Raw genomic sequence first — 25,882 nt, forward strand, 5'->3', positions numbered from 1 at the left:
TTAGTTGGACTCGCCCACCAGGGCGCGGCAGAAATCTTTGGCATTAAACTCCTGCAGGTCATCGACCTGCTCGCCCACGCCCACGCGCAGGATCGGGAGCTTGAGCTTCTCGGCCACGGCCATGGCGATACCGCCCTTTGCCGTGCCGTCGAGCTTAGTCATGATAATACCGTCCAGACCCAGCGCCTCATTAAACTCGAGTGCCTGGTTCAGGCCGTTTTGGCCCGTCGCGGCATCGATCACGAGGACGACCGAGACGGGCATGGGGCCGGCGGCCATATTGGCGGCGCGCTTACGCGTCACGTTGACCACCTTGGCAAGCTCGCGCATGAGCTCGGGGCTCGTGTGCAGACGACCGGCGGTGTCGATGAGCACCAGGTCGCTGCCGCGCTTATCGGCCTCGTCGAGCACGTCGTAGCAAACGCTTGCCGGGTCTGAGCCGCGGTCGCGCTTTATGACGGGGACGCCGGCGCGCTGGCCCCACACATCGAGCTGTTCGATGGCGGCAGCGCGGAAGGTATCGGCCGAGCCGATCACGACGTTCTTGCCGCGGGCGGCCATGGCGCTCGCGATCTTGCCGACCGTAGTGGTCTTGCCGGCACCGTTGATGCCCACAAACAGCACGCAGCTCGGCGTGTCGGCGAACGGATCGCGCTCGACGGGTACAAAATGCTGCTCGAGCTGCTCGGCCAGGGCCCGACGGAGTTGCGGGGCGGTCTTGAGGTTCTTCTTGGCCGCGGCATCGCGCAGGTCGTCGGAGACCTGGATGGCGACCTCGGCACCCATGTCACCCATGACGAGGGTGTCCTCTAGGTCCTCCCAAAAATCCTCGTCGACCTCGCCGCCAAAGTAAAAGACCTCGTTGAGGGCCTCGCGGCTGCGCTCAAGTCCGCGCGAGAGAGCATCGAAGAATCCCATTATGCATTCACGACCTTTCCGGTTTCGCGATCGAGTTTTTGCGAGACGACGCGACTGACGCCGTCAGCTTGCATCGAGACGCCGTAGAGGACGTCAGCGTCCTCCATAGTACGGCGCTGATGCGAGATAACCAAGAGCTGCGTATCGGAACGCAGCACGTCGAGCGCGCCGATGAGCTTGGACAGGTTGGCGTCATCGAGCGCCGCCTCGACCTCGTCCAGCACATAGAATGGCACCGTACGCGTGCGATACACGGCAAAGAGCAAGGCAAGCGCCGTCAGGCTCTTCTCGCCGCCCGACATGAGCATCATCTTGGTGATGCGCTTGCCGCGCGGCTGCGCCACGACCTCGATGCCCGTCTCGGCCGGGTGCTCGGGGTCGGTCATCTCCAGATGTGCCTGGCCACCCGGGAACAGCATGGCGAAGATCTCGCGGAAGTTCGCATCGACCTTCTCGAAGGTCACCAGGAAGGCTTTACGCATCTTACGGTCGATGGCCACGGTAATCTTGGTGAGCGCCTTGCGCGCGCTCTCCAGATCGGCCAGCTGCTCCTCGATGTAATCGGCGCGGCGCTTGAGCTGCTCGTACTCCTCCATGGCAACCTGGTTCACAGGGCCCAGGTTGTTGATCTGGCGCACGAGCTGGTTGAGCTCGCGCTCGGCGGCGTCGCGGTCGGTGGGAGCAGGAAGCATGAGCGCTTCCTCAAGCACCGTGGTGCCATCGGCGGTAATGGCCTTGATGGCCGCCTCTACCTGCACCTCGAGCTTGCCGCGCGCGACCTTGAACTCGTTTTGTGTCGCCGTGGCGGCATCGACCCGCTCCTTGGCGCGGGAGACCTCGGCCTTGGCATCCTCGATGGTTTTCTTGAGCGAAGCCGAGTCTGCCTCCTCGAGTGAGGCCTGGTCACGCAGGCGCGCGGCCCAATCAGATGCACGCTCCAGCAGGGCCGAATAGCGCTCGTGCATGGGATCGACACGCAGGCGCAGCAGCTCGAGCGAGCGCGAAGCCTGACGTGTTCCGCGGATACGGCGGTCAATGCCCTCCAGGCGATGCTCCAGATCGGGCACGCGGCCCTTCAGCGAACGCAGGCGCTCGCTCGTCTGGGCCAGGCGCACCTTGGCATCGGCGAGCTTACCGGCTGCCTCGGAATCGTCACGGCGCACGCGATCGAGCTCGTCGTTGGCTTCGGCAATCTGGAGACCCAGGTCGCTTGCCTGCGCACGGGCCTCGTCGCGCGAACGGGTGAGCTCGTCAACGCGCGGGCGCGCGGCGCGAACGGCCTCGGCCGCCTGCTCGCGGCGCCTGGAGATGCGCGCACGCTCGACCTCGGCGTTGTTGGCGCTTTGCTCCAGGCGGCCAATCTCGGAGAGCAGCGAGCGGCGCTCGCCCTCAAGACGGGCGATCTCGCCGGCGGCATCACCCTCGGCGGCACGCGCCTCCTCGACGGCCGCATTGGCCTCGATAACCTGGTTCGACACATGCTCAAAAACGGCAGCCAAATCGGGCTCCAGGCCTTCGAGCTCGCGAATGCGGCGCTTCCGCTCCAGGGCACCCGAGGCCTCGCCGGCATCGAGCCCCACGCGCACCAGGCCACCAAAGCTCACGCGAGCGCCATCGGGCGTCACATAAGTCACACCGTCAACGACTGGCGCCGCCAGCGCGGCAGCTAAGTCATCGACCACGTAATAGCCGCCGAGCAGCGCCTCGACAATCGGGCCATAACCGGCACGCACGGACAGGCGATCAACCAGACGCGAACCGGCAGCGCCCTCGGCAGCAGCAGAGCCGCTCACACCACGCGCCACCAGCAGTGCCTCGCCCGAGGCCTTCTTTTGGTCCAAAGCCGCACGACCGGCACGCTCAAGCGTGGCGGCGTCATCAAACAACAGGGCATCGATATCGCCGGCAAGCAGCTGCTCGACCAGGCCCTCAAGCTCACGCGGCGCCTCGAGCACGTCGCCCAGACGGCCCGTTACGTCATCGCCCAATGCCCCTACCAGACGGCTCACCAACGGCGAGCTATCGGCCATACGGGCATCGAGCTTCTTTTGGCTCGCAAGCTCAGAGCGCACCTCGGACAGCTTGTTGCGCGACTCGCTCTCACGGGCGCGCAAGTCCTTCAACGCCGCACGGGCGACCTCGGTGGCCTGGCGCGCATCGGCCTGGGCTTGGCGAGCCTGATCGAGCGCGCCGTCGAGCTCCTCGGCGCGGTCGCGACGACTCTCGAGCGAGGCCGTGACCTCCTCGAGCTGCTCGTCAATCTGCTCCAGGCGCGAGGCGTACATGTTGTCCTCGACCTCGGCATTGCTCAGCGAGTCTTTCACCTTGGCAAGCTCGAGCGCAGCCTTGTCGGCCACGCGCTGCACATCGCGTTGCTCGCGCGTAAGCTGCGAAATCTGATGGTCGAGCGCAACACGGCGCTCGTGGAGCTCGGCAGCGGCAGGGCCGGCGGCGTCAACGTCGTCCTGGGCCTGCATGTGCGCACCGGTCACTTCCTCTAGCTGGGCACGTGCATCCTCGAGCTCCTCGACCACGCGACGACGCTGATGCTCGGAGCTCGAAATCTGGCCGCGCATATCGGACAGGCGCGACACCATATTGTGGCCCTTTTCCTCGAGCAGGCGCATATCGGAGTTAATACGGCCGACCACATCTTGCATATGACGGCGCTGCTCGCCCAAGTCACCCACAAACAGGCCCTTTTCCTCGAGCATCACCTGGAGCTTCTCGAGCTCGCGCTCCTTTTCGCCCAAGCGGTACTGCGCAAGCTCCAGCTCGGCGGCACCCTCTTTGGAACGGCTCTCCAGATCGTTCCACTGCGACTGCAGCGAACGAAGCTCGTCAACGGCCAGCATCTGCGTAAGCTCGTTCGCGCGCGAGGACAGCTCTTTGTACTTGCGCGCGCGATCGACCTGACGCTCCAACGGTCGCAGCTGACGGGCAATCTCCTTATTGATGTCGCGGGCACGAGTAAGGTGCTCGTCCATCGACTTAATCTTTTTGAGCGCACGCTCCTTGCGGCGCTTGTGCTTGGAAATGCCGGCAGCCTCCTCGATAAGGACGCGGCGCTCTTCGGGACGGCTCTGCAAAATGGCATCGAGCTTGCCCTGGCTGATAATGGAATGCGTATCCTTACCCAAGCCCGAATCGTGCAAAATATCCTGGATATCCATCAGGCGGCACGGACTCGAGTTGATGAGGTATTCGCTCTCGCCCGAACGATACATGCGGCGGGTGATGGCAACCTCATCAAAGTCGACAGGCAGCACATGGTCCGAGTTATCGAGCACCAGCGTGACCTCGGCGACGCCCACCGGCTTGCGCGCCGACGAGCCCGAGAAGATGACGTCCTCCATGGCCTGGCCGCGCAGCTGCTTGGCGCTCTGCTCACCCAGTACCCACAGAATCGAATCGGAGATATTCGATTTTCCCGAGCCGTTAGGACCGACGATGACGGTCAGGCCCGGCTCAAACGTCATATGAGCGCGGTCGGCAAACGACTTGAACCCTTTGAGCGTAAGGGACTTGAGATACACGGTTCCTCGCTTAAACGGGCTTCTTGTTGAGAATCACACCGTTGGTGGTGTAACCCATGCGGTCGAGCGCCTCGAGTGCAGCGGCTCCCTCGGCCTCTTTCTTAGAGGCGCCGGTGCCGCGGCCCTGACGGATACCGTCGACAAGCACCACGGCGGTAAAGGTGGGCGCATGTGCCGGGCCCTCGGAGCCTACCAGCTTGTATGCCGGGGGCTCGTGACCGTCTGCCTGCACGCACTCCTGCAAGAACGACTTGGGGTTCGCGGGGTGCTCGGCACGCTCGGAGGCCAAATGGGGCTTAAGCGTGCGGTGGATGAACTCCGCCGCCGCATCCCAGCCGGCATCGAGGTACAACGCACCCACGAGCGACTCATAGACGTTCTCGAGCGCCGAGTTAAGGCCGCGCGCGCCGGTACCGGTCTCGGAGGCGCCAAAGATGATGATGTCGTCGATGCCCAGCTCGTGCGACACCTCGGACAGCGTGGCACCCGAAACAAGCGATACCTTCAGACGCGTGAGCTTGCCTTCATCGAACTCGGGATAAGACTCAAAGAGCGAACGGGCAACCACGGCGCCCAGAATGGAGTCACCCAAAAACTCAAGCCGCTCATAGCTGGCAGAGACCGGCTGCCCCTCTACTGCCGAGGGGTGGGTGAGCGCCGCGCGTAGCAGCACCTTGTTATTAAACTCATGGCCCAGGATTTCCTGAGCGCGCGTGAGTCGTTGAGATAAAGCCAAGACCTAGGCCTCCCTGGCGTTTTCGATAGCGTCGACGGCGTCGGCAACGGAGGTGAGCGACAACAGGGTCTCGTCATCGATCTCGAGGTCAAACTCGTCCTCGATGGCCGTCACCAGCTGCAGGCGCTCGAGCGAATTGGCATCGAGGTCGTCAAAAGTCGTCTCATCACTGATCTCGGCAACGTCAACGCCCAGCACGTCGGCAGCGACCTCGGCGATCTTGTCAAAGATTTCGGAGCGATCCATAGCGCATCCTCTCATAAGTCGTGGAATACAATGTGTCGCGCGGGCGGAAGCCGCATTGCAGCACGGCTCCGATTCTACCCCACGATGCATAGCTTGAGCCACGTAACGGAGCTCTTGCTAAACGATACCTTCCATGGAATTGGCAATGCTTTCGATAAGCCCGGCTCGAACGGCCTGAGCCGCGGCGAGCGTACCGTTTTTAACGGCTTCGGCCGACGTGGCGCCATGGCCAATCAAAACGACGCCGCGAAGGCCCAGCAGGATCGCGCCGCCCTTGGCATCGCCCGAGAGCTTGGCTTTCATCTGGCGCATCTGCTTTTTGATGAGCAGCGCGGCGATCTTGGTACCGAGCGAAGACATAAAGGCGCCCTTGAGCTCTTGCAGCAAAAACTTGGCAGCGCCCTCGGTTGCCTTGAGCGCAATATTGCCCGACATGCCGTCGGCGACCACAACGTCAAAATTGCCCGACGTAAGATCGGTGCCCTCGCAGTTGCCCACAAAACCGGGGACCGCGGCTTTCATAGCCGGGAAGCACGCCTTGGTAAAGTTAGAACCCTTCTCGTCCTCGGTGCCGTTGCCAAGCAGGCCCACACGCGGATGTTCGATGCCCAGGACCACGCGGGCATAGGCTGCACCCATCTGGGCAAAGCGGACCATGTCGTCGACCTCGACATCGGGGTTGGCCCCCATGTCACACAGTACCGTAAGGCCACCGGCACGGTTGGGCAGCGCATTGGTGAGGCATGGGCGCACCGGCTGCTTCTTACCCTCTACCAAATATCTAAACGGCGTCACGTAGGCGGTGGCGGCAGCCGTCATGGCGCCGGTCGACCCCGCGGAGAAAAACGCGTCCGCGTTGCCCTTCTTAATAGCACGGCAGGCAAGCACAATCGAAGACTTACGCTTGGTCATCACGGCGCGGATGGGATCGTCGTCCATGGCGATGACATCGGGGGCCTCCAGAGCCTCCACGCGCGCGTGCGCCGCGGCAAAGGGGTTGACGATATCGGCGGGGCCAACAGCGATGACCTCGATATCGGGATCGGCGGCAAGTGCGGCCTCAATACCGTCGAGGACAACTTGGGGCTTCTCGTCTCCGCCCACAACGTCTACACAAACGCGAACGTTACTCATTTCAAGTGCTCCTTATACAAAAATGGCCGACTCATTGAGCCGGCCATTGTGGTTCCAGTTGGAACGGCATCGTATCCAGAGTATACAGTTACTCGGTAACGATAACCTCGCGGTCCTTGTAGAAACCGCAGCTGGGGCACACGTGGTGCGGGAGCTTGACAGCGCCGCAACGGGGGCACGTGGACTGAGCCGCAGCCGAGATCTTCATGTTGGCGGAACGACGGGTATGGGTACGGATACGACCCTGCTTTTGTTTAGGTACGGGCATAGTGACCTTCCTTATGAACTATCCAGTGTGGCGATTACGCGCAAGTAGCGATACTACCACATTTTTACTCATCAAGATTGAGATTCTTCAATGCTGCAAATGGATTTTCCGTGGCAGCGGCCCATTCGGCCTCGGCCTGGGCGGCGCAATCGCATTGCTCGACGTTGAGATTGATCCCGCAGGTGGGGCACAGGCCGCGGCAATCGGGCTTGCAGAGCACCACAAACGGCGTGTCCATGACAACGGCGTCGTTAATGGGCTCCCCCAGATCGACAATGCGGTCCTCGCCCAAAAGCTCGTAACCGTCCTCGTAGGCCTCGGGATCCTCGGGCTCCTCAAAGAGGTAGAACTCCTCGATCTCGCCGGCGATATCAAACGAGGCGAGCTCAAGGCAGCGGTCGCATTCGCCGGTGGCGTGCGCTCGAACCATGCCGGAGAGCAGAACACCGGTGCCCGCATTGGTAAAAACCACGTCGTAAGTAATGCCGTCCTGCAGCTGGTACTCCTTCTCGCCCACCGTGTAGGTGGCGACATCGACCTTGCCGGTCAGCGGATACGAGTCTCCGGGAAACTCGAGCTGCTCGGAAAGATCGACGGTAACGCTCGGGAACTCAGCCATTACCACTGACCGTTCTGCTGGGCGGCACCCTCGTTGAGCTGCTGACGGCAACGGGTAACGGTGCCGGTCAGGCTCTTGAGGTTCTCCTCGAGGTGCGTAAAGACCTGCTCGGCATAATCCTCGGCCGCATAGCGCGTCTCGCGCTCGTACTGCTGGGCACGATCACGGATATCGTCGGCCTGCTGCTGCGCCAAGCGGACGATCTCCTGCTCACCGGCAATGGTGAGTGCCTGCTGCTGAGCATCGGCAATGATGGAATCGGCCTGAGCAGCGGCGGAGGCCATAAGCTCGTCGCGCTCCTTGAGGATGCGACGGGACTTCTGCCACTCCTCGGGATAGCTCATACGGATCTCGTCAAGGATGTTAAAGAAGACGTCGGCATCGATAACCTTCATCTGGGCATTCTTGCCGAACGGCGTCTTAGCCTCTTCGATGAGCCCCTCGAGCTCCTCGACAAGGCTCACGATCCTGTCGCCAGGAAAATTCTCGCCCGGCATCCGGTCTCCTTTCATAGGTAACATGTCATCGTGTTAGTTTACCACATGCCATCAGGCAATATGAAACGTCACGAAAAGCGATGTTTAAGCGCTTCGACCACATTGGGCGGCACAAACGTCGACACATCGCTTCCGAGCGATGCGATCTGACGAACCACCGAGCTCGAGATATAGCCGTACTGCGGCGCACTCATGACAAAAATGGACTCAAGCTCGTTGTCCAGGCGATAGTTGAGGTCCGCCTGCTGCAGCTCGTACTCAAAGTCGGTCATGGCGCGCAGGCCCTTGACCACAGCACCCGCACCCTGCTCACGGGCAAAATCGACCAACAGGCCGGTAAAGGGCAGTACCTCGACACCGTCAATATCGCCCAGGGCCTCGCGGGCCAACGCCACGCGCTCATCGAGCATAAAGGTGGTGCCCACGCCGTTTTTGCCCTGCGACTCCGCCACGGCGACAATCACGCTGGGAAAAATGCGGCGGGCGCGGCGGATTACATCGATGTGACCAAACGTGATGGGGTCAAACGTACCCGGAACGATCACGCGGTTGATAGTGTCATTCATGGGTATCCTCCAAAGGCACGTCCTCGTCAATATCGCTGTCATTAGCATGGTCGCACTCGTCCGCGGCCACCCAGCGCAGCAAGTCAACCGAGGTAATGCCGTAGCGTTTCTCTCGCACGGTCTCAAAACCAGCCGGATGAGCGCCCGCATCGCTTGCGGCATGCTCAAACAGGGCAAAGGCCCCTGGTGCCAGCAAGCCCTGCTGGGCAAGATTGCGCAGCAGCTCCTCGACCGGCTCGGCACCAAAGGCATAGGGTGGATCGAGCAGGACCAGATCAAAGGGGCCGCCCGGAACACGGCCGCGCGAGGCGCTCGCCAACACATCGCCGGTAACGACGCGCCAACGCGAGCGGTCGCGACACAGCGACTCGATATTCTTAGTGATCAGTCGGGCGGCATTGCGATCGATCTCGAACGTGATGAGCGAGCGAGCGCCGCGCGAGAGCATCTCGATTCCCAGGGCACCGGAGCCGCCAAAGGCATCCAGCACGCGGACCTCGTCCAGATCGAAATCGAATGCCGACATGACCATGGACGCACATGCCTCGCGCACGCGGTCGGTCGTGGGACGGGTGACATCGCGCCCACGCGGCTCTTCGATCTTGCGGCCGCGCCATTCACCGCCGATGATTCTCATCCTCCGCTGACCTCCTTGAAGATATGTCGATAACGCGTGGCGACCGCATCGCGCAAGGGACGCGTCGCCACGGAGTCAAGGTTGCAAGCATACCGCAAGAGCTCGACCGCGTCCAAATGGGCCCATTCGATAAGATCCTCGTCGGCGTCCAGGTCCACAAAACGCAGGGTCACACCGCCATGTTGGCGATAACCCAAGATTTCGCCCTCGTGGCGCAAACGCAGGTCCATCTGCGCAAGTGCAAAACCGTCAGAGGTCTTTTCGAGCGCCCGCAGGCGGTCTTGCGCAGCAGACACACCGCCATTGCCCTTGGAATGCGTCATGACCAGGCACGTGCCCGACACGCTGCCGCGGCCCACGCGGCCTCTAAGCTGATGCAGGGCCGCCAAGCCAAAGCGCTCGCCGTTCTCGATAACCATGACGGTGGCGTTGGGCACGTCGACGCCCACCTCGACCACCGTAGTCGAGACGAGCACGTCGATCTCGCCGCGCTTAAAGGCGTCGATCACGCGGTCCTTCTCCCCCGCCGGCATGCGGCCGTGAAGACGCTCGACGGAAAGCCCCGGCAATGCCAGACGCAGGCGGTCGAGCTCGGTCGCGGTGTCGTGCAACGGCACGGGCACCGTCACGCGACCTTCATCGTCGCGAGCAATGCCGGGAACGTCTTCCAAATCGTCCGCGGAGTCACTTGGCTCCACAAGCGGGCAGATAACGTAAGCCTGCTGTCCTTGGGCATGCGCCTCGCGAATGGCACCGTAGGCCAGGTCGCGGCTCGACTCGGTGAGCACGCGCGTCGAGACGCCGGCCCCGGGAACGGGGCGATGACGAATGATGGACGTGTCCAGGTCGCCATAGACCGAAAGCGCCAGTGTGCGCGGAATAGGCGTGGCCGTCATAACGAGCAAGTCCGCACCTGGGCCTTTGGCACGCAGGGCATTGCGCTGCCCCACGCCAAACCGATGCTGCTCGTCGATAACGACGAGTGAAAGATGTTTAAACGTTACGTTATCCGAAAGGACCGCATGGGTACCAAAGAGCACATCGAGCTCACCAGACTGCAGCTGTGCATGGATGCGCTCGCGCTCGGCGGCCGGGGTAGCACCCGTCAGGAGCGCCCAGGACATACCGGCCTGCGAGAGCAAAGGGCCGGTCTTATCGGCATATTGACGCGCCAGCACGCCCGTGGGTGCCATGACGCAGGACTGGGTACCCGAATCGGCCGCGACTGCCAGCGCGCAGGCGGCGACGGCGGTCTTGCCGGTACCGACATCGCCCAGCAGCAAGCGGTTCATCACGTGGTCGCCATCGCACATGTCATGCAGGATGTCTTGGAACGCGGCCTCCTGCTCGTCGCTCAGCGAAAACGGCAGGGCCCGCCTAAGCGCCGTCAAATGATCACCCGCGGTATGGGTGTAGGGAACCACCTCGACCATACCGCCGTCGTTGCGCAGACGAAGCGCCAGCTGAAGATAGAGGCATTCCTCATAGGCAAGCCGTGCGCGCGCGATATCGCGCTCGGCCATACTCGAGGGAAAGTGAATCGAACGCAGCGCACGGGCGCTGCTCATAAGGCGTCGCTTGGCGCGCAGGGGCGCGGGAATCGGGTCGAAGGGATTACCGACAATCTCGAGCGCGCCGCTCACGATACGGCGCATCCAAGCCTGGCTCACACCGTCGCTCACATAGTGAACCGGCAGGATGGTGCCCGCGGCACGCCCGTCCTCGAGCTTTTCGAAATGCGGCGAGGCCATCTGCTTAAAGCCGTAGGCAAATTCGACCTTACCCATCACGGCCAGGCGGTCGCCCTGCTTGAGCTGCTGGGCAATCCAGGGCTGGCGGAAAAAAGCGACTTGCAGCACGCCCGTCTCGTCCACAAGCGAGACCTCGGTAACCTGCATACGCGGACGGGGCTGCTTTTGAACGATACGATCGACCGTGGCGACGATCGTGCACACCGTACCGATAGGCGCCATCTCGATGGACCAGGAGCGTGTAAAGTCCAGATATCGATGAGGGATATGGAGAAGGAGGTCCCCCACCGTCCTAATTCCCAGACGGCGAAGGGCCTCCTCACGTTTACCCGAAACATATTTGAGTCGCGCGATATCCTCGTCGAGCGCATTGCTCTGGGCAAAGCGCTCCGAGACGCGCGGCACGGAGCACAGCTCGGACATGGGCAGATGCCTACTCGATCGAAAAGATCACGGGATAGAGCGGCTGCTCGCCACGATGGGCGTCAATCTCCAGATCGGGCTGAGCCTCCTCGATGGCGTCGACGATCTCCTGGAAGGCCTCATCGGACAGCTCCTCGCCGGCCAGAATCGTCAGCGCGTCGCCCTCCTCTTCCTCCTGCATGCGGTTGATGCAGTCGAGCGTGACCCGCTTCACATCGGAGCCGACCACGTCGATGGAGCCGGCAATGATACCCATGACGTCACCGGAGTGAATCGGCGAGCCGTCAGAGGCGCTGGAATCGCGCACGGCACGGGTGACCTCGCCATCGCGAACCTCGCTGATGGCATCGACCATGGCGGCGACGGCGTCCTCGAGCTCGGAATCAGGCAGCACCGCGAACAGAGCGGAGAACGCCTGCGGAACGGTCTTGGTGGGAACCACGGCGACCTTTTTGTCGGTGCAGGCAGAAGCGGCAGCCTCGGCAGCCATACGGATATTGCCGTTATTGGGCAGGATGATGACCGAAGTCGCGTTGACCTGGTCCACCGCGCCCAGCAGGTCGGCGGTCGAGGGGTTCATGGTCTGGCCACCCGAAACGATCACGTCGACGCCGAGGGACTTGAGGATGTCGGCCTCACCGGAACCGGCGGCAACGGCGACAAAACCCAGGGCCTTGGCGGGCTCGGCGGCCTTTTGCTGGTCCTCGTGGATCTTAGCGGTACGGTCGTGGGCCTCCATCTCCATGTTGTGGATAAAGACCTCGTAGATCTGGCCAAGCTGCAGCATGTGCTCGAGCACCAGGTTGGGGGTGTTGGAGTGCACGTGAATCTTGTAGTCGGGGTAGGCGCCCACGAGCAGCTCGCAGTCGCCCATGGAACCCAGGAACTTGAGGCACTCGTCCTCGTCAAACGGGGCGTCGGCCTTAAAGAGGAACTCGTTGCAGTAGCGGAACTCCGAGCCCTCCCAGTCGTCGTTGGCCTCGATCTCGACGCGACCGAGGGCCGCATCGCGGGCAGAGCCAGCGGAATCAAACGTGGTGGAGAAATCCTCGACAACGGTGCTGCGGCCCAAAGCAGCGGCAACGAAGTTTTCCAGGAAGATGGCAAAGCCAAAGGCGCCGGAGTCGACCACGCCGTTCTCCTTCAGAACGGGCAGCAGGTCGGGCGTGCGAGCCACAGACTGGTAGGCCTCGACGACGATGGCGTCGAGCGCGTCCTCGGCCGAGAACTTCTTCTTCTCGCACTCGTCGGCCTTGGTCGAGACGTCGCGCAGGACCGTAAGAATCGTGCCCTCGATGGGCTTGCGGACGGCCTGGAAGGCGACCTTGACGGCGCGACGGAAAGCATGCGCGATGTCGGCAGACGTGATGGGCTCATCGGCAGAGACGAGACCCTCGGCCACGCCGCGCAGGATCTGCGAGGTGATAACGCCGGAGTTGCCGCGGGCGCCCATGAGGGAGCCGTGGGTGATGGCGCCGGCGATGGCCTCCATATCGGCATCGGCGGGAAGGGCGGAAAGCTCCTTGGTCACCGAGGCGAGCGTGAGCGACATGTTGGTGCCGGTGTCGCCGTCGGGCACGGGAAAGACGTTGAGTTTATTGATCTCCTCGGCCTTGTCGGAAACGGCAGCCGCAGCGATCGGAAAACAGGTGCGAATGGTCTTTACAATCATGAGTATTTGAATCTCCGTTTTCGGATGCTAGTTCAGACGGCTCTTGAGCGCGTCGATGTGAATGCCGATCTTAAGGCTGGCGGGATCGATCTGGGCGATCTCCTGCAGGGTGAAAGCAACGGAGCTCGAAAGATTGTGGCAGACGGACTTCATGTTGACGCCGTTCTCGAGCACGACGTGAAGGTCGACCGTAAGGCCGTTCTCGTCGGCGGAGACAAGCACGCCCTTGCGGAGGCGCTGACCGGCAAGCAGGCGCACGCTCTCGGCGCCCTGGAGCTGCTCGGCCATACCGACGACGCCATAGCACGTCATCGCGGCATAACCGGCAATATCGGCAATAACGTCGTTCGAGACGCTCAGGCTGCCGTTAATGGTCTCAGACACAAGAATCTCCTTATCTGGTGCTCGCGGCACCATGTCGTGGGAGCAATCATTGCAATATTCTACAACGACCGCGCCATGTTGAGGTGGTGGGTCGCGGGATTACATCCTCGACACGAAATGTTGATATGGCAACGTTTGCGTTAATCAATCGCGGTATGAAAAAACCCGCCGCAAAAGCGACGGGTTTTACAATCTGGCTCCCCGGGTAGGACTCGAACCTACAACAGCGCGGTTAACAGCCGCGTGCTCTACCATTGAGCTACCGAGGAATTTAAAGCCCAGCAGATTGGGCTGAGAAATTCTGGCTCCCCGGGTAGGACTCGAACCTACAACAGCGCGGTTAACAGCCGCGTGCTCTACCATTGAGCTACCGAGGAATAGGCGCATGCTCTCAAGCAACGAAGTTTATTATACGGACGAATCAGCTCAGGGCAAGAACTTTTTTAAGAAATTTTCCGACCCAGTCATTGGGGACATTCTTAAACGACTAGTCATTCAAGAACGTCCCCAACGACTAATCAACCTGACGCCCAGGGTAGTCTTTTTGGGACGGGGCTTTTTTAGCTACCCAATCTGGGGCTTTTTTAGTCATTTTGGGACGGGGCTTTTTTAGCTACCCAATCTGGGGCCTTTAAAGCTTGAGCCACGCATTGAGATAGGGCAGCTAAAAAAGCCCCGTCCCAAAAAGACTAAAAAAGCCCCGTCCCAAAAAGACTACCCGTGCCCCAACTGCCGGCCCTTGTTACATGAAAGCGCCCTCAAGCGGATGTGCTTGAGGGCGCCTCTTGCTTGCGAGGTTAAGACTCAATGTAGTCTTTGAGCTTGCTGGAGCGGCTGGGGTGGCGGAGCTTGGCCAGGGTCTTGGACTCGATCTGGCGGATGCGCTCGCGCGTGACACCAAACTCGCGGCCGACTTCCTCGAGCGTGCGGGGATGTCCGTCGACAAGTCCAAAGCGCAGCTCAATAACCTTGCGCTCACGATCGGCAAGCGAGTCGAGCACCTGGGTGAGCTGCTCCTGCAGCATGGAGAAGCTGGCGGCATCGGGCGGAACGATGGCCTGGGAGTCCTCGATAAAGTCGCCCAGCTGGGAATCCTCTTCCTCGCCGATAGGAGTCTCGAGCGACACTGGCTCCTGCGAGATCTTCTGAATCTCGCGGACGCGGTCGGCACTCATGTCCATCTCGGCACCGATCTCCTCGGGGGTCGGGTCGCGACCCAAATCCTGGAGGAGCTGGCGCTGCACGCGGACAAGCTTGTTGATGGTCTCGACCATGTGCACGGGAATACGGATGGTACGGGCCTGGTCGGCGATAGCGCGCGTGATGGCCTGACGGATCCACCACGTGGCGTACGTGGAGAACTTGAAGCCCTTCTGGTAGTCGAACTTCTCGACGGCGCGGATCAGACCGAGGTTGCCCTCCTGGATCAGATCCAGGAACAGCATGCCGCGACCGACGTAGCGCTTGGCGATGGAGACGACCAGACGGAGGTTGGCGCTGATGAGCGCCTGCTTGGCCTCGAGGCCCACGTTCTCGATACGAGTCAGACGACGCATCTCGGCGCGAGTGAGCTCGATCTCGCCCGCATCGGCGGCCTCGAGCTTCTCGGTGGCTTCGAGACCGGCCTCGATCTTCATGGCCAGATCGACCTCTTCGGAGGCGGTCAGCAGGTCGACCTTGCCGATCTCCTTAAGGTACATACGAACCGGGTCACCGGTCAGCATCACCGTGGAGGCATCGATGCCACGCACGCGAGAACGCGAACGGGACGTGCGGACGGTGCGCTTCTTTTTGCTCTTGCAAGAACCCATCTCGGCATCGGCCTGACGGGCCATCTTAAGCTCATGATCGTCGAGCGAGCCGGAATCATGCTCCTCGTCGTCATCGAAATCGTCGGTATCGTTATCGTCATCGTCGACGTCCATGGGGGCGTCGTCGTTTCCGCTCGCGGAGATAATCTGGATGCCGCTGTTGCGCAGCGCGGAATAGACCGCGTTGAGCTGCTCGTCAGAAACATCGATGTCCTTCAGGACGACCTGGATCTCGTCCTCGGTTACCGAAGTCCTGTTTGAGCCGTTGCCCATGAGCTTAGCAACGTAGGATTCCAGCCCAGTACCCGTGCTCTCAGTCTTATTTGGCACAGATTCTCCCTTCATAGTCCACAGGACACATTACTTTAGCACACACTTACACGTCTATACCCAAAATTCAGACTGGATATAGCAGATAACATGCCGATTGACCACAACATCTAGGCCTGATCGGGACCCGCGGCCTCCAAACCAATCAACCGGAACGGATCGGCCACGCCGCCAATCGACTTCTGGAGCTCGCGCTGGCGCAAAGAATCCTGCGCGGCCTGCATGGTCAATGCACGGCGCGCGTCATCGTCGAGCGACCGGTCCTGGCGCAGCTTGGCCTGGGCAGCCCGCATACGGCGCTTGATGGTGTAAAGCTCAAGCGTATCGAGCATAAAGACGATGTTCGTCTCGGTGGGGTGTTTGCTCGTCGCCGAGATGCGCCCGGCGCTGACAAGCGAAGCCGCCTCGGGACACACCGCGCGCGCGGCGTCCATGCACGCCGCGGGATCGGTGCCCGGCGGCGTCGCGAGCACGGCCCACGCGATGGACTCGTGACGGGGGTCCACCCACTCGATCGAGCAGATGCGATCGGCGTACGTGCGGAATAGGTCGGGGTGGCTGGTGAGCATCGTCAACAGCTCGCGCTCCCCCGCCAGAGACTTCCGCTCCAGATCGGTCAGCACAATCGGCGTCGCCGGAACGGAAGCGGTCGAAGCAGACCCCGCGGGCGCCGTGTCCATGCCAGCAGGCACATCGATCGGCGGCATATCGTCGACGACCTCGACCGGCGCGGCCCCGTAGGCCTCGAGCGGCACATAGTCGTACGGTTCCTCCTCGACCGGTGTGGATACCGGCGGCGTCGTCCCCGACGCCCAGGCGCCGCGAGATGCCCCCTGCGGACCGGACGCCCGACCGCCCGCGCTGCCGGCGCGCTCGGCCTGTGCCCGCTGGCGCTCGTAGTTCTGCTCGCGACGACGCTCGGCGTCCTCGCGTTTGGCGACATCGCGAAACACACGGCCCGAGCTCGAGCGTACCGTCTCCAAATCCAGGCCCAGAAGGTCGGCGATCTGGATAAAGTACGTATCGATCATGTAGCTATCGCGCAGCGGATAGATGAGCGTCAGCGCATCCTCGAGCGCCTTGGCGCGACCGCCCGGCGTGGTAATGTCGCTCGACTCCTGCAGTGAGCGGTACACAAAGTCCATGAGGGGCTCGGCGGCGTCGATACGCGCCTGCAGTGCCTCGCCACCATGCGCGGAGATGAACTCCATAGGGTCGTTGCCGTCGGGAAGCACCACGCAGCGCAGGTCCATCGAGTCCTGCTCGATAAACTGAATCGCGCGGCGCGCGGCCTTTTGACCGGCGGCGTCACCATCGAACATATACACAATGCGCTTGGCAAAACGGGTGAGCGTCTTTACGTGATGTTCCGTCAGCGCCGTGCCCAGCGTGGCGACGACGTTTTTGATCCCCGACTCCCAGCAGGCGATGCAGTCGGTATATCCCTCCACCACGATGGCGGTATCCTGCGCGACGATAAACTCCTTGGCCCAGTTAAAGCCGTAGAGGTTTCTCTTTTTATGAAACACGCTCGTCTCGGCGGTGTTGAGGTACTTGGGTTGGCCGTCGCCCATAATACGACCGCCAAAGGCGATGTTATGACCCTGTTCGTCAAAGATGGGAAACATCACGCGGTCGTAAAAACGATCGGCGAGCTGTCCGCGCCCGCGGCTCACGGCCACGTTGGCGTCGATCATCTCCTGCGGGGTAAAGCCCTTCTGCGACAGATGGGCCACCAACATATTGCGACCCGGCGCAAAGCCCAGGCAGTAGCGACGGCAGACGTCGCCACCCATACCGCGGCTGGCAAAGTACTCGCGCGGACGGCTGTCCTTACCGCGCATGAGCATGGTGTGATAGAACTGGGCCGTCTCGGCGCACAGGTCATAGATGCGGGCGCGCTTGGTGCCGCGATCGCGCTGCGCGCCGGTATCGTGCAGCTCAATGCCGGCACGATCGGCCAGGTAGCGAATCGACTCGGGAAAGCTCAGGTTCTCGCGCTTCATGATGTAGGTGAAGACGTCGCCGCCCTCGCCGCAGCCAAAGCAGTGCCACACCTGCGTAGCGGGGATAATGTGAAACGATGGGGTCTTTTCGCCATGGAAGGGGCAGCAACCCCAAAACTCATGGCCGCGGGGCTTGAGCTCAACCGTTTCCTGCACGATGGCAACCAGGTCGGACGCAGCGCGCACCTGGTCTTTCTCCTCATCGCTAATCACGGATGCCCACCCCCTGCTCACCCAAGTTATGACGGATATCGTCAATATTACCCTCGACGGTCGCGATAAGCTCGTCCAGCGAATCGAACACGCGCGAAGGACGCAGCCAACGCGTAAACGCCAACGAAACCGAACGTCCATACAGGTCGCCCGCATACCCGATCAAGTTGGCCTCGAGATGCGCCGAGGCGGCATCGTCGGCATACGTCGGCGGCAGGCCCACGTTGACGGCAGCGGGCCACACGGTATCGTCGACCAGCACAAGGCCCTCGTAGACGCCATCGGCAGGCAGCTGAATTCCGTTTGGCACCAACAGGTTTGCCGTCGGAAATCCCATATCGGAGCCCTCGTGGCGACCGCGAATCACGCCGCCGCGCACCATATAGGAACGGCCAAGTAGATCGGCTGCCAGCTCAACGTGGCCCAAGCTCAGCTCACGTCGAATGCGGGTGGCGCAGATAGCCTCGCCGGCCTCGCACAGCAAATTGTGCCCACACACGTCGACACCGCGCTCAGCGCCCCATGCCTGCATCTCGGCAACGCCCGAGGCACCGCCGCGGCCCAGCCTAAAATCGTTGCCAACGCGAATGGAGCGAATGTCGACAACATGCGCCAACAGCTCAAGAAAGCCCACGTGGTCGAGCGACGCTACCGCAGGCGTAAAGGGAACAGCCACCACGGCATCGACCCCAGTCTGAGCCAGGGCATGCAGGCGGTCGGCCGTCGTCATCAATTTTTGAGCGGGCGCAGGGCTCACCACAACATCTGGATCAGGGTCAAACGTTACGACAACCGCTTTGCAGCCGCGGACGCGCGCATCGCGAATGACCGCGTCGATCAGCTCACGATGTCCCCTATGCACGCCATCGAACACGCCGATGGCAATCGAGGCGGTACCCATAGACTCGCAGTCACCAAAAGCATCAGCCAAAACGATGCGGGCCTCCGCCGCCGCGCTCACAAAAAATGTGCGCGCGAGCTCGTGAGGGTCCAGCATCATCGAACACCGCCAATCGCCTGCGGAAAGACGTGCTCCATCACAAAGCGACCATCCTCGATACGAGCCAAAGCCTTGAGCCCGCCATCAAGCACCAGCGCAAACGGTGCCTTCGACGCGTCGAAGCCGGCGAGCGCGCGATCAATAGGAATACGACGACCGCACAGCAGATCTTCCGCAAGATTGCCCGGCAAGTCGACGCGCGTGGCACCGAGGGCCGCAATGGGGTCCAAGGCAAAGCCGGCAGCGGACTCGGCAGAAAGCTCCTCGACCGCATGGCAGGCACCGATGGAGACAATGCCAGAAGCGGTACGGCGCAGCGCGGAAATATGCGCGGCACTATCGCAGGCGCGACCCAGGTCGCGAGCGAGCGCACGGATATAGGTGCCCTTGCTCACCGAGAAGGCAACGGTCCAAATGCAGGAATCGCCCTCGCCACTCACGGCGATCAGGTCGGCAGAATATACCTCGACCGGGCGCGCAGGCAACTCAACGGCATTGCCCTCACGTGCAGACTTATAGGCGCGCACGCCGTTGACCGAAATAGCCGAAAACGCCGGCGGGACCTGCATCTGAGGGCCCAGCATGGCGCTCAAGCGCTCACGGGCATAGGCCGGATCGCGCAGCTCGGGTGCAATGGCAACCGTACGGATGGCCTCGCCTTCCGCATCGTCGGTATTGGTCTCGGCGCCAAACGAGATATCGGCGACGTAACTTTTGGTATCGAGGGTAAGCATGCCCAGCAGACGCGTAGCCTGGCCCACGCCCACCACCATGACACCCGACGCCATGGGGTCGAGCGTGCCGGCATGACCGACGCGCCGCTCATGGAGGGCGCGCCGGCACCGCGACACCACGTCGTGGGACGTGCAGCCCACCGGTTTATCGACGGCGAGCAGCATATTCAATTGAGAAGGCGTACGACGAGCCATGTACCATCCAAAAAGTTAAAGCTCGACGGTCACCGAAGCGGGATCCTCCCCCACCAGCTCGGCCAGCATGGGAAGTGCCGCGGTGAGCGTCTCGAAAATCGTTCCGTTATTGGTAAAGCCGGCGGCAGCGTGATGTCCGCCTCCGCCAAAGTTGGCCGCAATCTCGGAGACATCCATGTCGCCCTTGGAGCGCAGGTTTCCGCGCACCTTGGTATCGCCCTCGATGCCCTTAAGGAACAGGCAGACCTCGACACCCATCACCGAGCGCACCACATCGACCAAGCCGTCGCACTCATCCGAGGTGACGCCACATTCCTTAAGGTCGCTTTCGTACGCGTAGCTATACGCCACGCGCCCGTGCGCGACCGTCTTGATGCGGCCCATGACGATGGACTTGAGGTGCAAGAACTCGACGCGCATGCTCTGATAGACCTCGAGCGCGACACGCGCCGGGTCGGCACCGTGCGCCACCAGGCGCGAAGCCGCATGGAACGCGGCGGCATCGGCATTCTGATACTGAAAACGACCGGTATCGGTAACCAGGCCACAGAGCAGGCAGGTGGCGATGCGATCGCGAACGACAACGCCGCAATCATCCAAAAAGCGGTCGATGATCATGGCGCACGCCGCAGCATCGACACGCCTCAGGCTTACCTCGGCAAACTCCTCGCGCGCCGGATGGTGGTCAAAGCACACCACATGTTTGGAGCGGCGGAGCACGTCGGCCGAGTTGTTCAGACGCTCGACAACCGGCACATCCACCGAGATAAACAGGTCGGGATCGCCCGTAAAGCTCGAAGCCGGCACCAGACGATCGGCGCCTTCCATAAAGCGGTAAATACGCGGAACGGGATCGTCGTCTGCGAGCAGCAGCGCGATGTCCTTGTCGGGGAACGCCTTCATGAGCGAGAGACCCAAGCCCAACACGGAGCCCAGGGCATCGCCGTCGGGAGAGGTATGACCCGAGATCGCAATGGAGGACGCACCCTCGATAAGCTCGAGGATGCGTCGTTTAATATCTGCAGACTCGCACGAGACGAGGTCGGCGGAATTAGTCATCTAAAGCTGCCTCCTGGGCGGCATCCGCTATGGGATAGCCGTCCTCGTCCTTTTCGATCGCCAGCGTGGCCGGGACATTCTCCAGCGCACGCGTAATGCGCTCGGCCTCATCGGTCGAGCGATCGATGCGAAAATCGAGCTCGGGCGTGACGCGCCAGTCGAGTGAACGAGCCAACAGGCTGCGAATGCGGCCCTTGGCGCTGGCGAGCGCCTCCATGACCTCATCGTAGCGGCTCGCATCGCACGACACGTACACGCGCGCGAACGAACGGTCCACCGCGACCTCGACCGCGGTCAGGGTGACCAGGTCGAGACGCGGATCGGAAACCTCAAAGAGAAGGATATAACCGAGCTTCTCGCGAAGCTGCTCGCCCAGACGGCGGGTTGCCTGCGTTTGCTTCATAGCGCTACCCCCTACTCGGTACGGGCAACCTGGTCGATACGGTAACCCTCGATCTGGTCGCCGGGCTTGATGTCCTGGAAGTTCTCCAGGCCAATGCCGCCCTCGGAACCGCTCTTGAGGCTCTTGGCCTCGTCCTTGTAGTGGCGCATCGAGGCGATCTTACCGTTAAAGACAACGATGCCGTCGCGCACCAGGCGCACGGAATCGGTCGCGGCGATCTCGCCCTCCTCGACGCGGACACCGGCGGCGATACCGACTTTGGGCACCTTAAAGGTGTCCAGGACGGTCGCGGTACCCGTGGAGACCTCGACCTCGGTGGGCTTGAGCATGCCGATACGGGCAGCGTCGAGCTCCTCGAGGCACTTGTAGATAACGTCGTAGCAACGAATCTCGACGCCCTCGCGCTCGGCAGCGGAGCGGGCCTTACCGTCGGGACGCACGCCAAAGCCAATGATGATGGCGTTGGAGGCGTCAGCCAGGACGACGTCGGTCTCGTTGATGGCACCGACCGCGGAGTGGATCGTGTTGATGCGGACCTCGGACTGATCCATCTTGTCGAGCGAGTCCTGAAGGGCCTCGATGGAGCCCTGGACGTCGGCCTTGATGATCAGGTTGAGCTCCTTGACCTCGGCGTCGGCGATGGTCTCGAAGAGGTTCTCGAGCGTGACGTGCTTCACGCGGCTCTGCTCCTCGATGCGGGCCTTGAGCGAGCGCTCATCGGCCAGGGCGCGCGCCTCGCGCTCGTCCTCGAATACGCGGAACTCGTCACCGGCGTTGGGCACGGACTGCAGGCCCAGGATCTCGACGGCGTCGGAGGGACCGGCCTCGGTGACGGCGCGGCCCTTGGGGTCGAGCATGGCGCGAACGCGGCCATAGGTAAGGCCGGCGACCAGCGTATCGCCCACGTGCAGGGTACCGCGGGTCACGAGCACGGTAGCGACCGAGCCGCGACCCTTGTCGAGCTTGGCCTCGAGGACGTTGCCCGAGGCGAAGGTATCGGGGTTGGCCTTGAGCTCGAGCACGTCGGCCTGGAGCAGCACGGTCTCCAGAAGGTCGTCGATACCGATCTTCTGCTTGGCCGAGATGTTGACGAACATATTCTGTCCGCCCCACTCCTCGGGGATTACGCCGTACTCGGTGAGTTCCTGGCGCACGCGATCGGGGTTGGCGCCGGGCTTATCGATCTTGTTGACGGCGACGACGATGGGAACGCCGGCGGCCTTGGCGTGGTTGATCGACTCGACCGTCTGGGGCATGACGCCGTCGTCGGCGGCGACGATCAGGATGACGATGTCGGTCACCTTGGCGCCACGGGCACGCATGGCCGTAAAGGTAGCGTGGCCCGGGGTATCGATGAAGGTGATCTTGCGGTCGTTGATCATGACCTGCGATGCGCCGATGGCCTGGGTAATGCCGCCAGCCTCGCCGGCAGCAACGCCGGTGTGGCGGATGGCGTCGAGCAAGCTCGTCTTGCCGTGGTCGACGTGACCCATGACGGTGACGACCGGGGCGCGGGGCTTAAGGTCGGCGGGATCGTCGTAGAACGAGAAGGTGTTCTCCTCCTCGGGGGTGATGATCCTGATCTGACGGCCCAAGTCGTCGGCAACGAGCTCGACAAGGTCGTCGGACATGGACTGCGTCATGGTGAGTGGCGTGCCCAGCAGGAACAGGCGCTTGATGATGTCGTTGGCCGGAACGTCGAGCGCCTCGGCAAGCTCCTGGACGGTAACGCCCTGGGAAACCTTGATGGCGTCGAGCTCCTCGGGGTTCACGCCCTGGGCCAGCGCCTCCTCAATCTTGCGCTCCTCCTGAGCCCTAGCGGCCTCGCGCTCGCGCTTCTCCTTGCGCTTCTTGCGGCGACCGGTGGACTCGCGAGAGGCCTCCTCGACGGCGGCACGGGCCTCCTCGAGGACCTTCTCGCGGCTGTACTCCTCGGCCTCGCGCGCCATGCGGCTGTAGTGGTCCTCTTCGCTGTTGTGACCACCCTTGCGCTTCTTGCCCTTGCCCTGCTTATCGGGGTTGGGGAAATCCATGCCGGCAGCGACATTGTTGCTGGCGTTGGTGCGATGGCTGTGCGGGCGGTTTTCGGAGGCGTTGCGGTCGTTGCGACGGCCGCCACGACGATCGCTGTTGCCGCCGCGACGGTTGCCGCGCTCGGCCTTGGCCTTGTCCTCGGCGTCCTTCTTCTCCTTGAGCACGGTCTCCTGTGCGGCGATCTGATCGAGCAGCGAACGGAAGCGCGAACCGGAGTCGGAAGCGGGAACGGCGCGGCGCTGGGCCTCGCGAGCAGCCTCCTCCTTTTCGCGGGCAAGGCGCTCCTGCTCGGCCTTCTTCTTGGCCTCAGCCTCGGCACGGGCTGCCTCCTCGGCGGCCTGGGCGGCGGCAAACTGGCGGCGCTCCTCCTCGCGTGCCTTCTCGGCGGCGATGCGCTCGCGCTCGGCCTCGGCGGCACGCGCCGCCTCCTCGGCGGCGGCAGCCTCCTCCTCGGCCTGCTTGGCGGCCTCGACTTCCTGGGCGCGGGCCTCGATCACCGAGGCAAGCTGCTTGCGGACCATGGCAACATAAGCGTCCTCCAGGGCGGAGGAAGCAGACTTAGCGGGAATCTTCATTTCGGCGAGGTGACCCATCAGTTCCTTGGAGGTCATGCCGAACTCTTTGGCCAGGGTGGACACACGGACTTTTGCCATATGACTTCACCTACCCTTTCTGGCACCTTGGGTGCCTAGAGACTGAACGAGCGTGGGATGTGCGCCGGAACCTGTCCAGCGCAACCGCGCGCTAGATCAGGTCCTCCGCATCATCGAAGGCGTCGGTGTCGTGGACACCGCAGAAACGGGAACCGGGACGGGCCTGGTTGCGGCACTGGATGCCATCCTCGGACACGTACTCGCAACGACGGGCGTCGTCATCCTCCTCGTCACCGATCAGGTCGGCGGCAGGCTCCTCGTGAACGGGAACGTTCTTGAGGATGTCGGCGGCAAGGGTCTCGGACTTAATGTCGATGTGCCAGCCGGTCAGGCGTGCGGCCAGGCGGGCGTTCTGGCCCTCCTTGCCAATGGCGAGCGAAAGCTGGTCGTCGGGCACGATGACGCCGGCATAGGCCTTCTCCTCGTCGATAAGGACGCGAGTGACCTTGGCGGGCGACAGGGCGTTGGCGACGTAGACGGCCGGATCGGCATCCCACAGGATGACGTCGACGCGCTCACCGCGCAGCTCACCCACGACGGCGCGCACACGGCTGCCCTTGGGGCCGACGCAGGCGCCCACGGGATCCAGGCGGTCGTCGAGCGAGTGGACGGCGACCTTGGAGCGCTGGCCGGGCTCGCGGGCGATCGACTTGATCTGGACGGTGCCCTCATAGATCTCGGGCACCTCCTGCTCAAACAGACGACGCATGAGCTCGGGGTGGGTACGCGAGATAACGATCGGCGGACGGCTGTGCTCGCCGCGAACCGGCGGAAGCGTGGAGTTGGGGTCGCGAACGTCAATGATCACGGCCTTGATGTGCTGGTTGTGCAGATAGCGCTCGCCCATGGGGCGCTCGTTGCGCTCGTTCTCGTAGCGGCGCTGATCAAAGTGCGGAAGCTCGGCCTCGACGCCTTCGCGGATCTTGACGATCGTAAAGTCGGGTGTGGACTGCAGTACGGTACCGCTGATGAGGTCGCCGATACGACCGGAGAACTCCTCGTAGATCTGCTCGCGGGCGGAGTTGCGCACGATGGCGTTGATCTCGGCCTTGGCGTGCTGGGCGGCGATGCGGCTGGTGTTCTTGGGGGTGACGTCGATCTCCTCGAACTCGGTGAAGTTGCCCTCCTCGTCCATGGAATCGTCGATCGGCTCCAGGCGGTAGACATAGATCTTGCCGGTGGTGCGGTCGATGGTCACCTTGGCGCCCCACTCAAGATGCAGGATCTCGGCATAGCTCTTGGCGAGCGACTGCTCCAGACGGTCGATCAGGTAGAGCTGGTCGATGTGCTTCTCCTGGCAAAGCTCCATCAGGGCGGACATCATGTCGGATGCTGCCATGTTAGTTTCCTTCCTTCGCGGGCTTGAAGTCATAGACGGGCTTCAACTTGCACTTTTTAACATCGGAAAAATCGAGGGTGACAGACTCGCCGTCCTCGAGCTCGAGGGTTACGTTGGTCTCGGTCGCGGCGGCAATCTTGCCGGAGTACTTGCGACGGCCCTCGGTGGCGGTGGAGGAAAGCTCGCAGTCCTCGCCCACAAAGCGGGCAAAGTCACGCGGACGGCGCAGCGGGCGCGCCATACCCGGGCTCGACACCTCGAGCGTATAGCTCGAAGAGATGGGGTCGAGCTCCTCGATCACGTCGCCGACCCACTTGGTGTTGGCCGTGACGTCGTTGAGCGACAGGCTCTGACCCTCGGCACCCTCGATACGCACACGCACGCAGGGGGCCTTGGTGGCACCCACGAGCTCAACGTCGACAATATCGACATCGTGCTGGGGAGCGACGGCCTCGAGCGCGTCGATGATCGCCTGCTCGGTCTTGGTCTTGACCATTGCGGCACCTCCATCCATACAAAAAAGAAGCGGGGCCGAAACCCCACTTCTTTCAATTACAACTTCATTTGCAAGCAAACTATACCAATACCTGCGAAAACGTGCAACCATAGCACAAACCCGCAGGTCAGCGTGAGCACAGGTTCTCCACAAGAAATAGATAATTGGATGTAGTCGCAAGTATCCATATCCAAAAAGAGGGACGACCCAGCCGGATCGCCC

Annotated in this window: 22 protein-coding genes and 2 tRNA genes; all 24 read right to left on the minus strand. The window is 62.3% G+C overall.

All coding sequences use genetic code 11. From position 1 onward, the window contains the following. On the minus strand, nt 1–918 hold the full coding sequence (gene ftsY / locus ACTQXO_RS03190; protein WP_271807278.1) for a signal recognition particle-docking protein FtsY: 918 nt from the start codon (nt 916–918) through the stop codon (nt 1–3). After that, a complete protein-coding gene (gene smc, locus ACTQXO_RS03195; protein ID WP_441033351.1) occupies nt 918–4,454 on the minus strand; it encodes a chromosome segregation protein SMC in 3,537 nt (1,178 codons plus the stop codon). Before smc ends, ftsY begins: the two co-directional genes overlap by 1 nt. A 10-nt stretch (nt 4,455–4,464) precedes the next feature. Continuing rightward, on the minus strand, nt 4,465–5,190 hold the full coding sequence (rnc, locus tag ACTQXO_RS03200; protein ID WP_154515455.1) for a ribonuclease III: 726 nt from the start codon (nt 5,188–5,190) through the stop codon (nt 4,465–4,467). Between the two features lie 3 nt (nt 5,191–5,193). Continuing rightward, the gene (locus ACTQXO_RS03205; protein WP_154515452.1) at nt 5,194–5,436 is read right to left on the minus strand and encodes an acyl carrier protein; all 243 of its coding nucleotides are present in this window, start codon (nt 5,434–5,436) and stop codon (nt 5,194–5,196) included. A gap of 117 nt (nt 5,437–5,553) precedes the next feature. Then, the gene (gene plsX, locus ACTQXO_RS03210) at nt 5,554–6,570 is read right to left on the minus strand and encodes a phosphate acyltransferase PlsX (RefSeq protein WP_154515449.1); all 1,017 of its coding nucleotides are present in this window, start codon (nt 6,568–6,570) and stop codon (nt 5,554–5,556) included. A gap of 88 nt (nt 6,571–6,658) precedes the next feature. Continuing rightward, a complete protein-coding gene (gene rpmF, locus ACTQXO_RS03215) occupies nt 6,659–6,838 on the minus strand; it encodes a 50S ribosomal protein L32 (RefSeq protein ID WP_022094017.1) in 180 nt (59 codons plus the stop codon). Nucleotides 6,839–6,902: 64 nt separating this feature from the next. Further along, nucleotides 6,903–7,457 (minus strand): YceD family protein, encoded by a 555-nt coding sequence (locus ACTQXO_RS03220; protein WP_441033356.1) that lies wholly within the window; start codon nt 7,455–7,457, stop codon nt 6,903–6,905. Then, nucleotides 7,457–7,954 (minus strand): ATPase, encoded by a 498-nt coding sequence (locus ACTQXO_RS03225; RefSeq protein ID WP_154515443.1) that lies wholly within the window; start codon nt 7,952–7,954, stop codon nt 7,457–7,459. The genes ACTQXO_RS03220 and ACTQXO_RS03225 overlap by 1 nt, the downstream gene beginning before the upstream one ends. 68 nt (nt 7,955–8,022) lie before the next feature. Beyond that, nucleotides 8,023–8,520 (minus strand): pantetheine-phosphate adenylyltransferase, encoded by a 498-nt coding sequence (gene coaD / locus ACTQXO_RS03230; RefSeq protein ID WP_154515440.1) that lies wholly within the window; start codon nt 8,518–8,520, stop codon nt 8,023–8,025. Then, nucleotides 8,513–9,157, minus strand: coding sequence for a 16S rRNA (guanine(966)-N(2))-methyltransferase RsmD (gene rsmD, locus ACTQXO_RS03235; protein ID WP_154515437.1), 645 nt, complete (start codon nt 9,155–9,157; stop codon nt 8,513–8,515). Before rsmD ends, coaD begins: the two co-directional genes overlap by 8 nt. Beyond that, nucleotides 9,154–11,331, minus strand: coding sequence for an ATP-dependent DNA helicase RecG (gene recG, locus ACTQXO_RS03240; protein WP_441033363.1), 2,178 nt, complete (start codon nt 11,329–11,331; stop codon nt 9,154–9,156). The genes rsmD and recG overlap by 4 nt, the downstream gene beginning before the upstream one ends. A 10-nt stretch (nt 11,332–11,341) precedes the next feature. Next, complete coding sequence (locus tag ACTQXO_RS03245) at nt 11,342–13,003, minus strand: DAK2 domain-containing protein (protein ID WP_441545429.1); 1,662 nt, start codon at nt 13,001–13,003, stop codon at nt 11,342–11,344. Nucleotides 13,004–13,030: 27 nt separating this feature from the next. After that, nucleotides 13,031–13,420, minus strand: a complete 390-nt coding sequence (locus ACTQXO_RS03250) for an Asp23/Gls24 family envelope stress response protein (RefSeq protein WP_187361832.1) — start codon at nt 13,418–13,420, stop codon at nt 13,031–13,033. 161 nt (nt 13,421–13,581) lie between these two features. Beyond that, nucleotides 13,582–13,656: transfer RNA gene (locus ACTQXO_RS03255), tRNA-Asn, on the minus strand. A 33-nt stretch (nt 13,657–13,689) separates the two neighbouring features. Continuing rightward, nucleotides 13,690–13,764, minus strand: a tRNA-Asn gene (locus ACTQXO_RS03260). Nucleotides 13,765–14,184: 420 nt separating this feature from the next. Next, the gene (gene rpoD, locus ACTQXO_RS03265) at nt 14,185–15,528 is read right to left on the minus strand and encodes an RNA polymerase sigma factor RpoD (RefSeq protein WP_441545430.1); all 1,344 of its coding nucleotides are present in this window, start codon (nt 15,526–15,528) and stop codon (nt 14,185–14,187) included. Between the two features lie 110 nt (nt 15,529–15,638). Next, nucleotides 15,639–17,747 (minus strand): DNA primase, encoded by a 2,109-nt coding sequence (gene dnaG, locus ACTQXO_RS03270; RefSeq protein WP_441545431.1) that lies wholly within the window; start codon nt 17,745–17,747, stop codon nt 15,639–15,641. Beyond that, a complete protein-coding gene (ribF, locus tag ACTQXO_RS03275; RefSeq protein WP_441545432.1) occupies nt 17,740–18,747 on the minus strand; it encodes a riboflavin biosynthesis protein RibF in 1,008 nt (335 codons plus the stop codon). The genes dnaG and ribF overlap by 8 nt, the downstream gene beginning before the upstream one ends. Beyond that, nucleotides 18,744–19,676: a tRNA pseudouridine(55) synthase TruB gene (truB, locus tag ACTQXO_RS03280; protein WP_441545433.1), complete on the minus strand. Its 933-nt coding sequence runs from the start codon at nt 19,674–19,676 to the stop codon at nt 18,744–18,746. Before truB ends, ribF begins: the two co-directional genes overlap by 4 nt. A 15-nt stretch (nt 19,677–19,691) precedes the next feature. After that, the gene (locus ACTQXO_RS03285) at nt 19,692–20,735 is read right to left on the minus strand and encodes a DHH family phosphoesterase (protein ID WP_427747324.1); all 1,044 of its coding nucleotides are present in this window, start codon (nt 20,733–20,735) and stop codon (nt 19,692–19,694) included. After that, nucleotides 20,728–21,138, minus strand: a complete 411-nt coding sequence (rbfA, locus tag ACTQXO_RS03290; protein ID WP_006234038.1) for a 30S ribosome-binding factor RbfA — start codon at nt 21,136–21,138, stop codon at nt 20,728–20,730. Before rbfA ends, ACTQXO_RS03285 begins: the two co-directional genes overlap by 8 nt. 11 nt (nt 21,139–21,149) lie before the next feature. After that, nucleotides 21,150–23,825, minus strand: a complete 2,676-nt coding sequence (infB, locus tag ACTQXO_RS03295) for a translation initiation factor IF-2 (protein WP_427747321.1) — start codon at nt 23,823–23,825, stop codon at nt 21,150–21,152. Nucleotides 23,826–23,916: 91 nt separating this feature from the next. Next, on the minus strand, nt 23,917–25,164 hold the full coding sequence (nusA, locus tag ACTQXO_RS03300) for a transcription termination factor NusA (protein ID WP_154515419.1): 1,248 nt from the start codon (nt 25,162–25,164) through the stop codon (nt 23,917–23,919). A gap of 1 nt (nt 25,165) precedes the next feature. Continuing rightward, the gene (gene rimP, locus ACTQXO_RS03305; protein WP_441033500.1) at nt 25,166–25,660 is read right to left on the minus strand and encodes a ribosome maturation factor RimP; all 495 of its coding nucleotides are present in this window, start codon (nt 25,658–25,660) and stop codon (nt 25,166–25,168) included. Nucleotides 25,661–25,882 lie beyond the last annotated feature (222 nt).

The organism is Collinsella sp. LCP19S3_D5, from assembly GCF_052121415.1.
Lineage (GTDB): Bacteria > Actinomycetota > Coriobacteriia > Coriobacteriales > Coriobacteriaceae > Collinsella.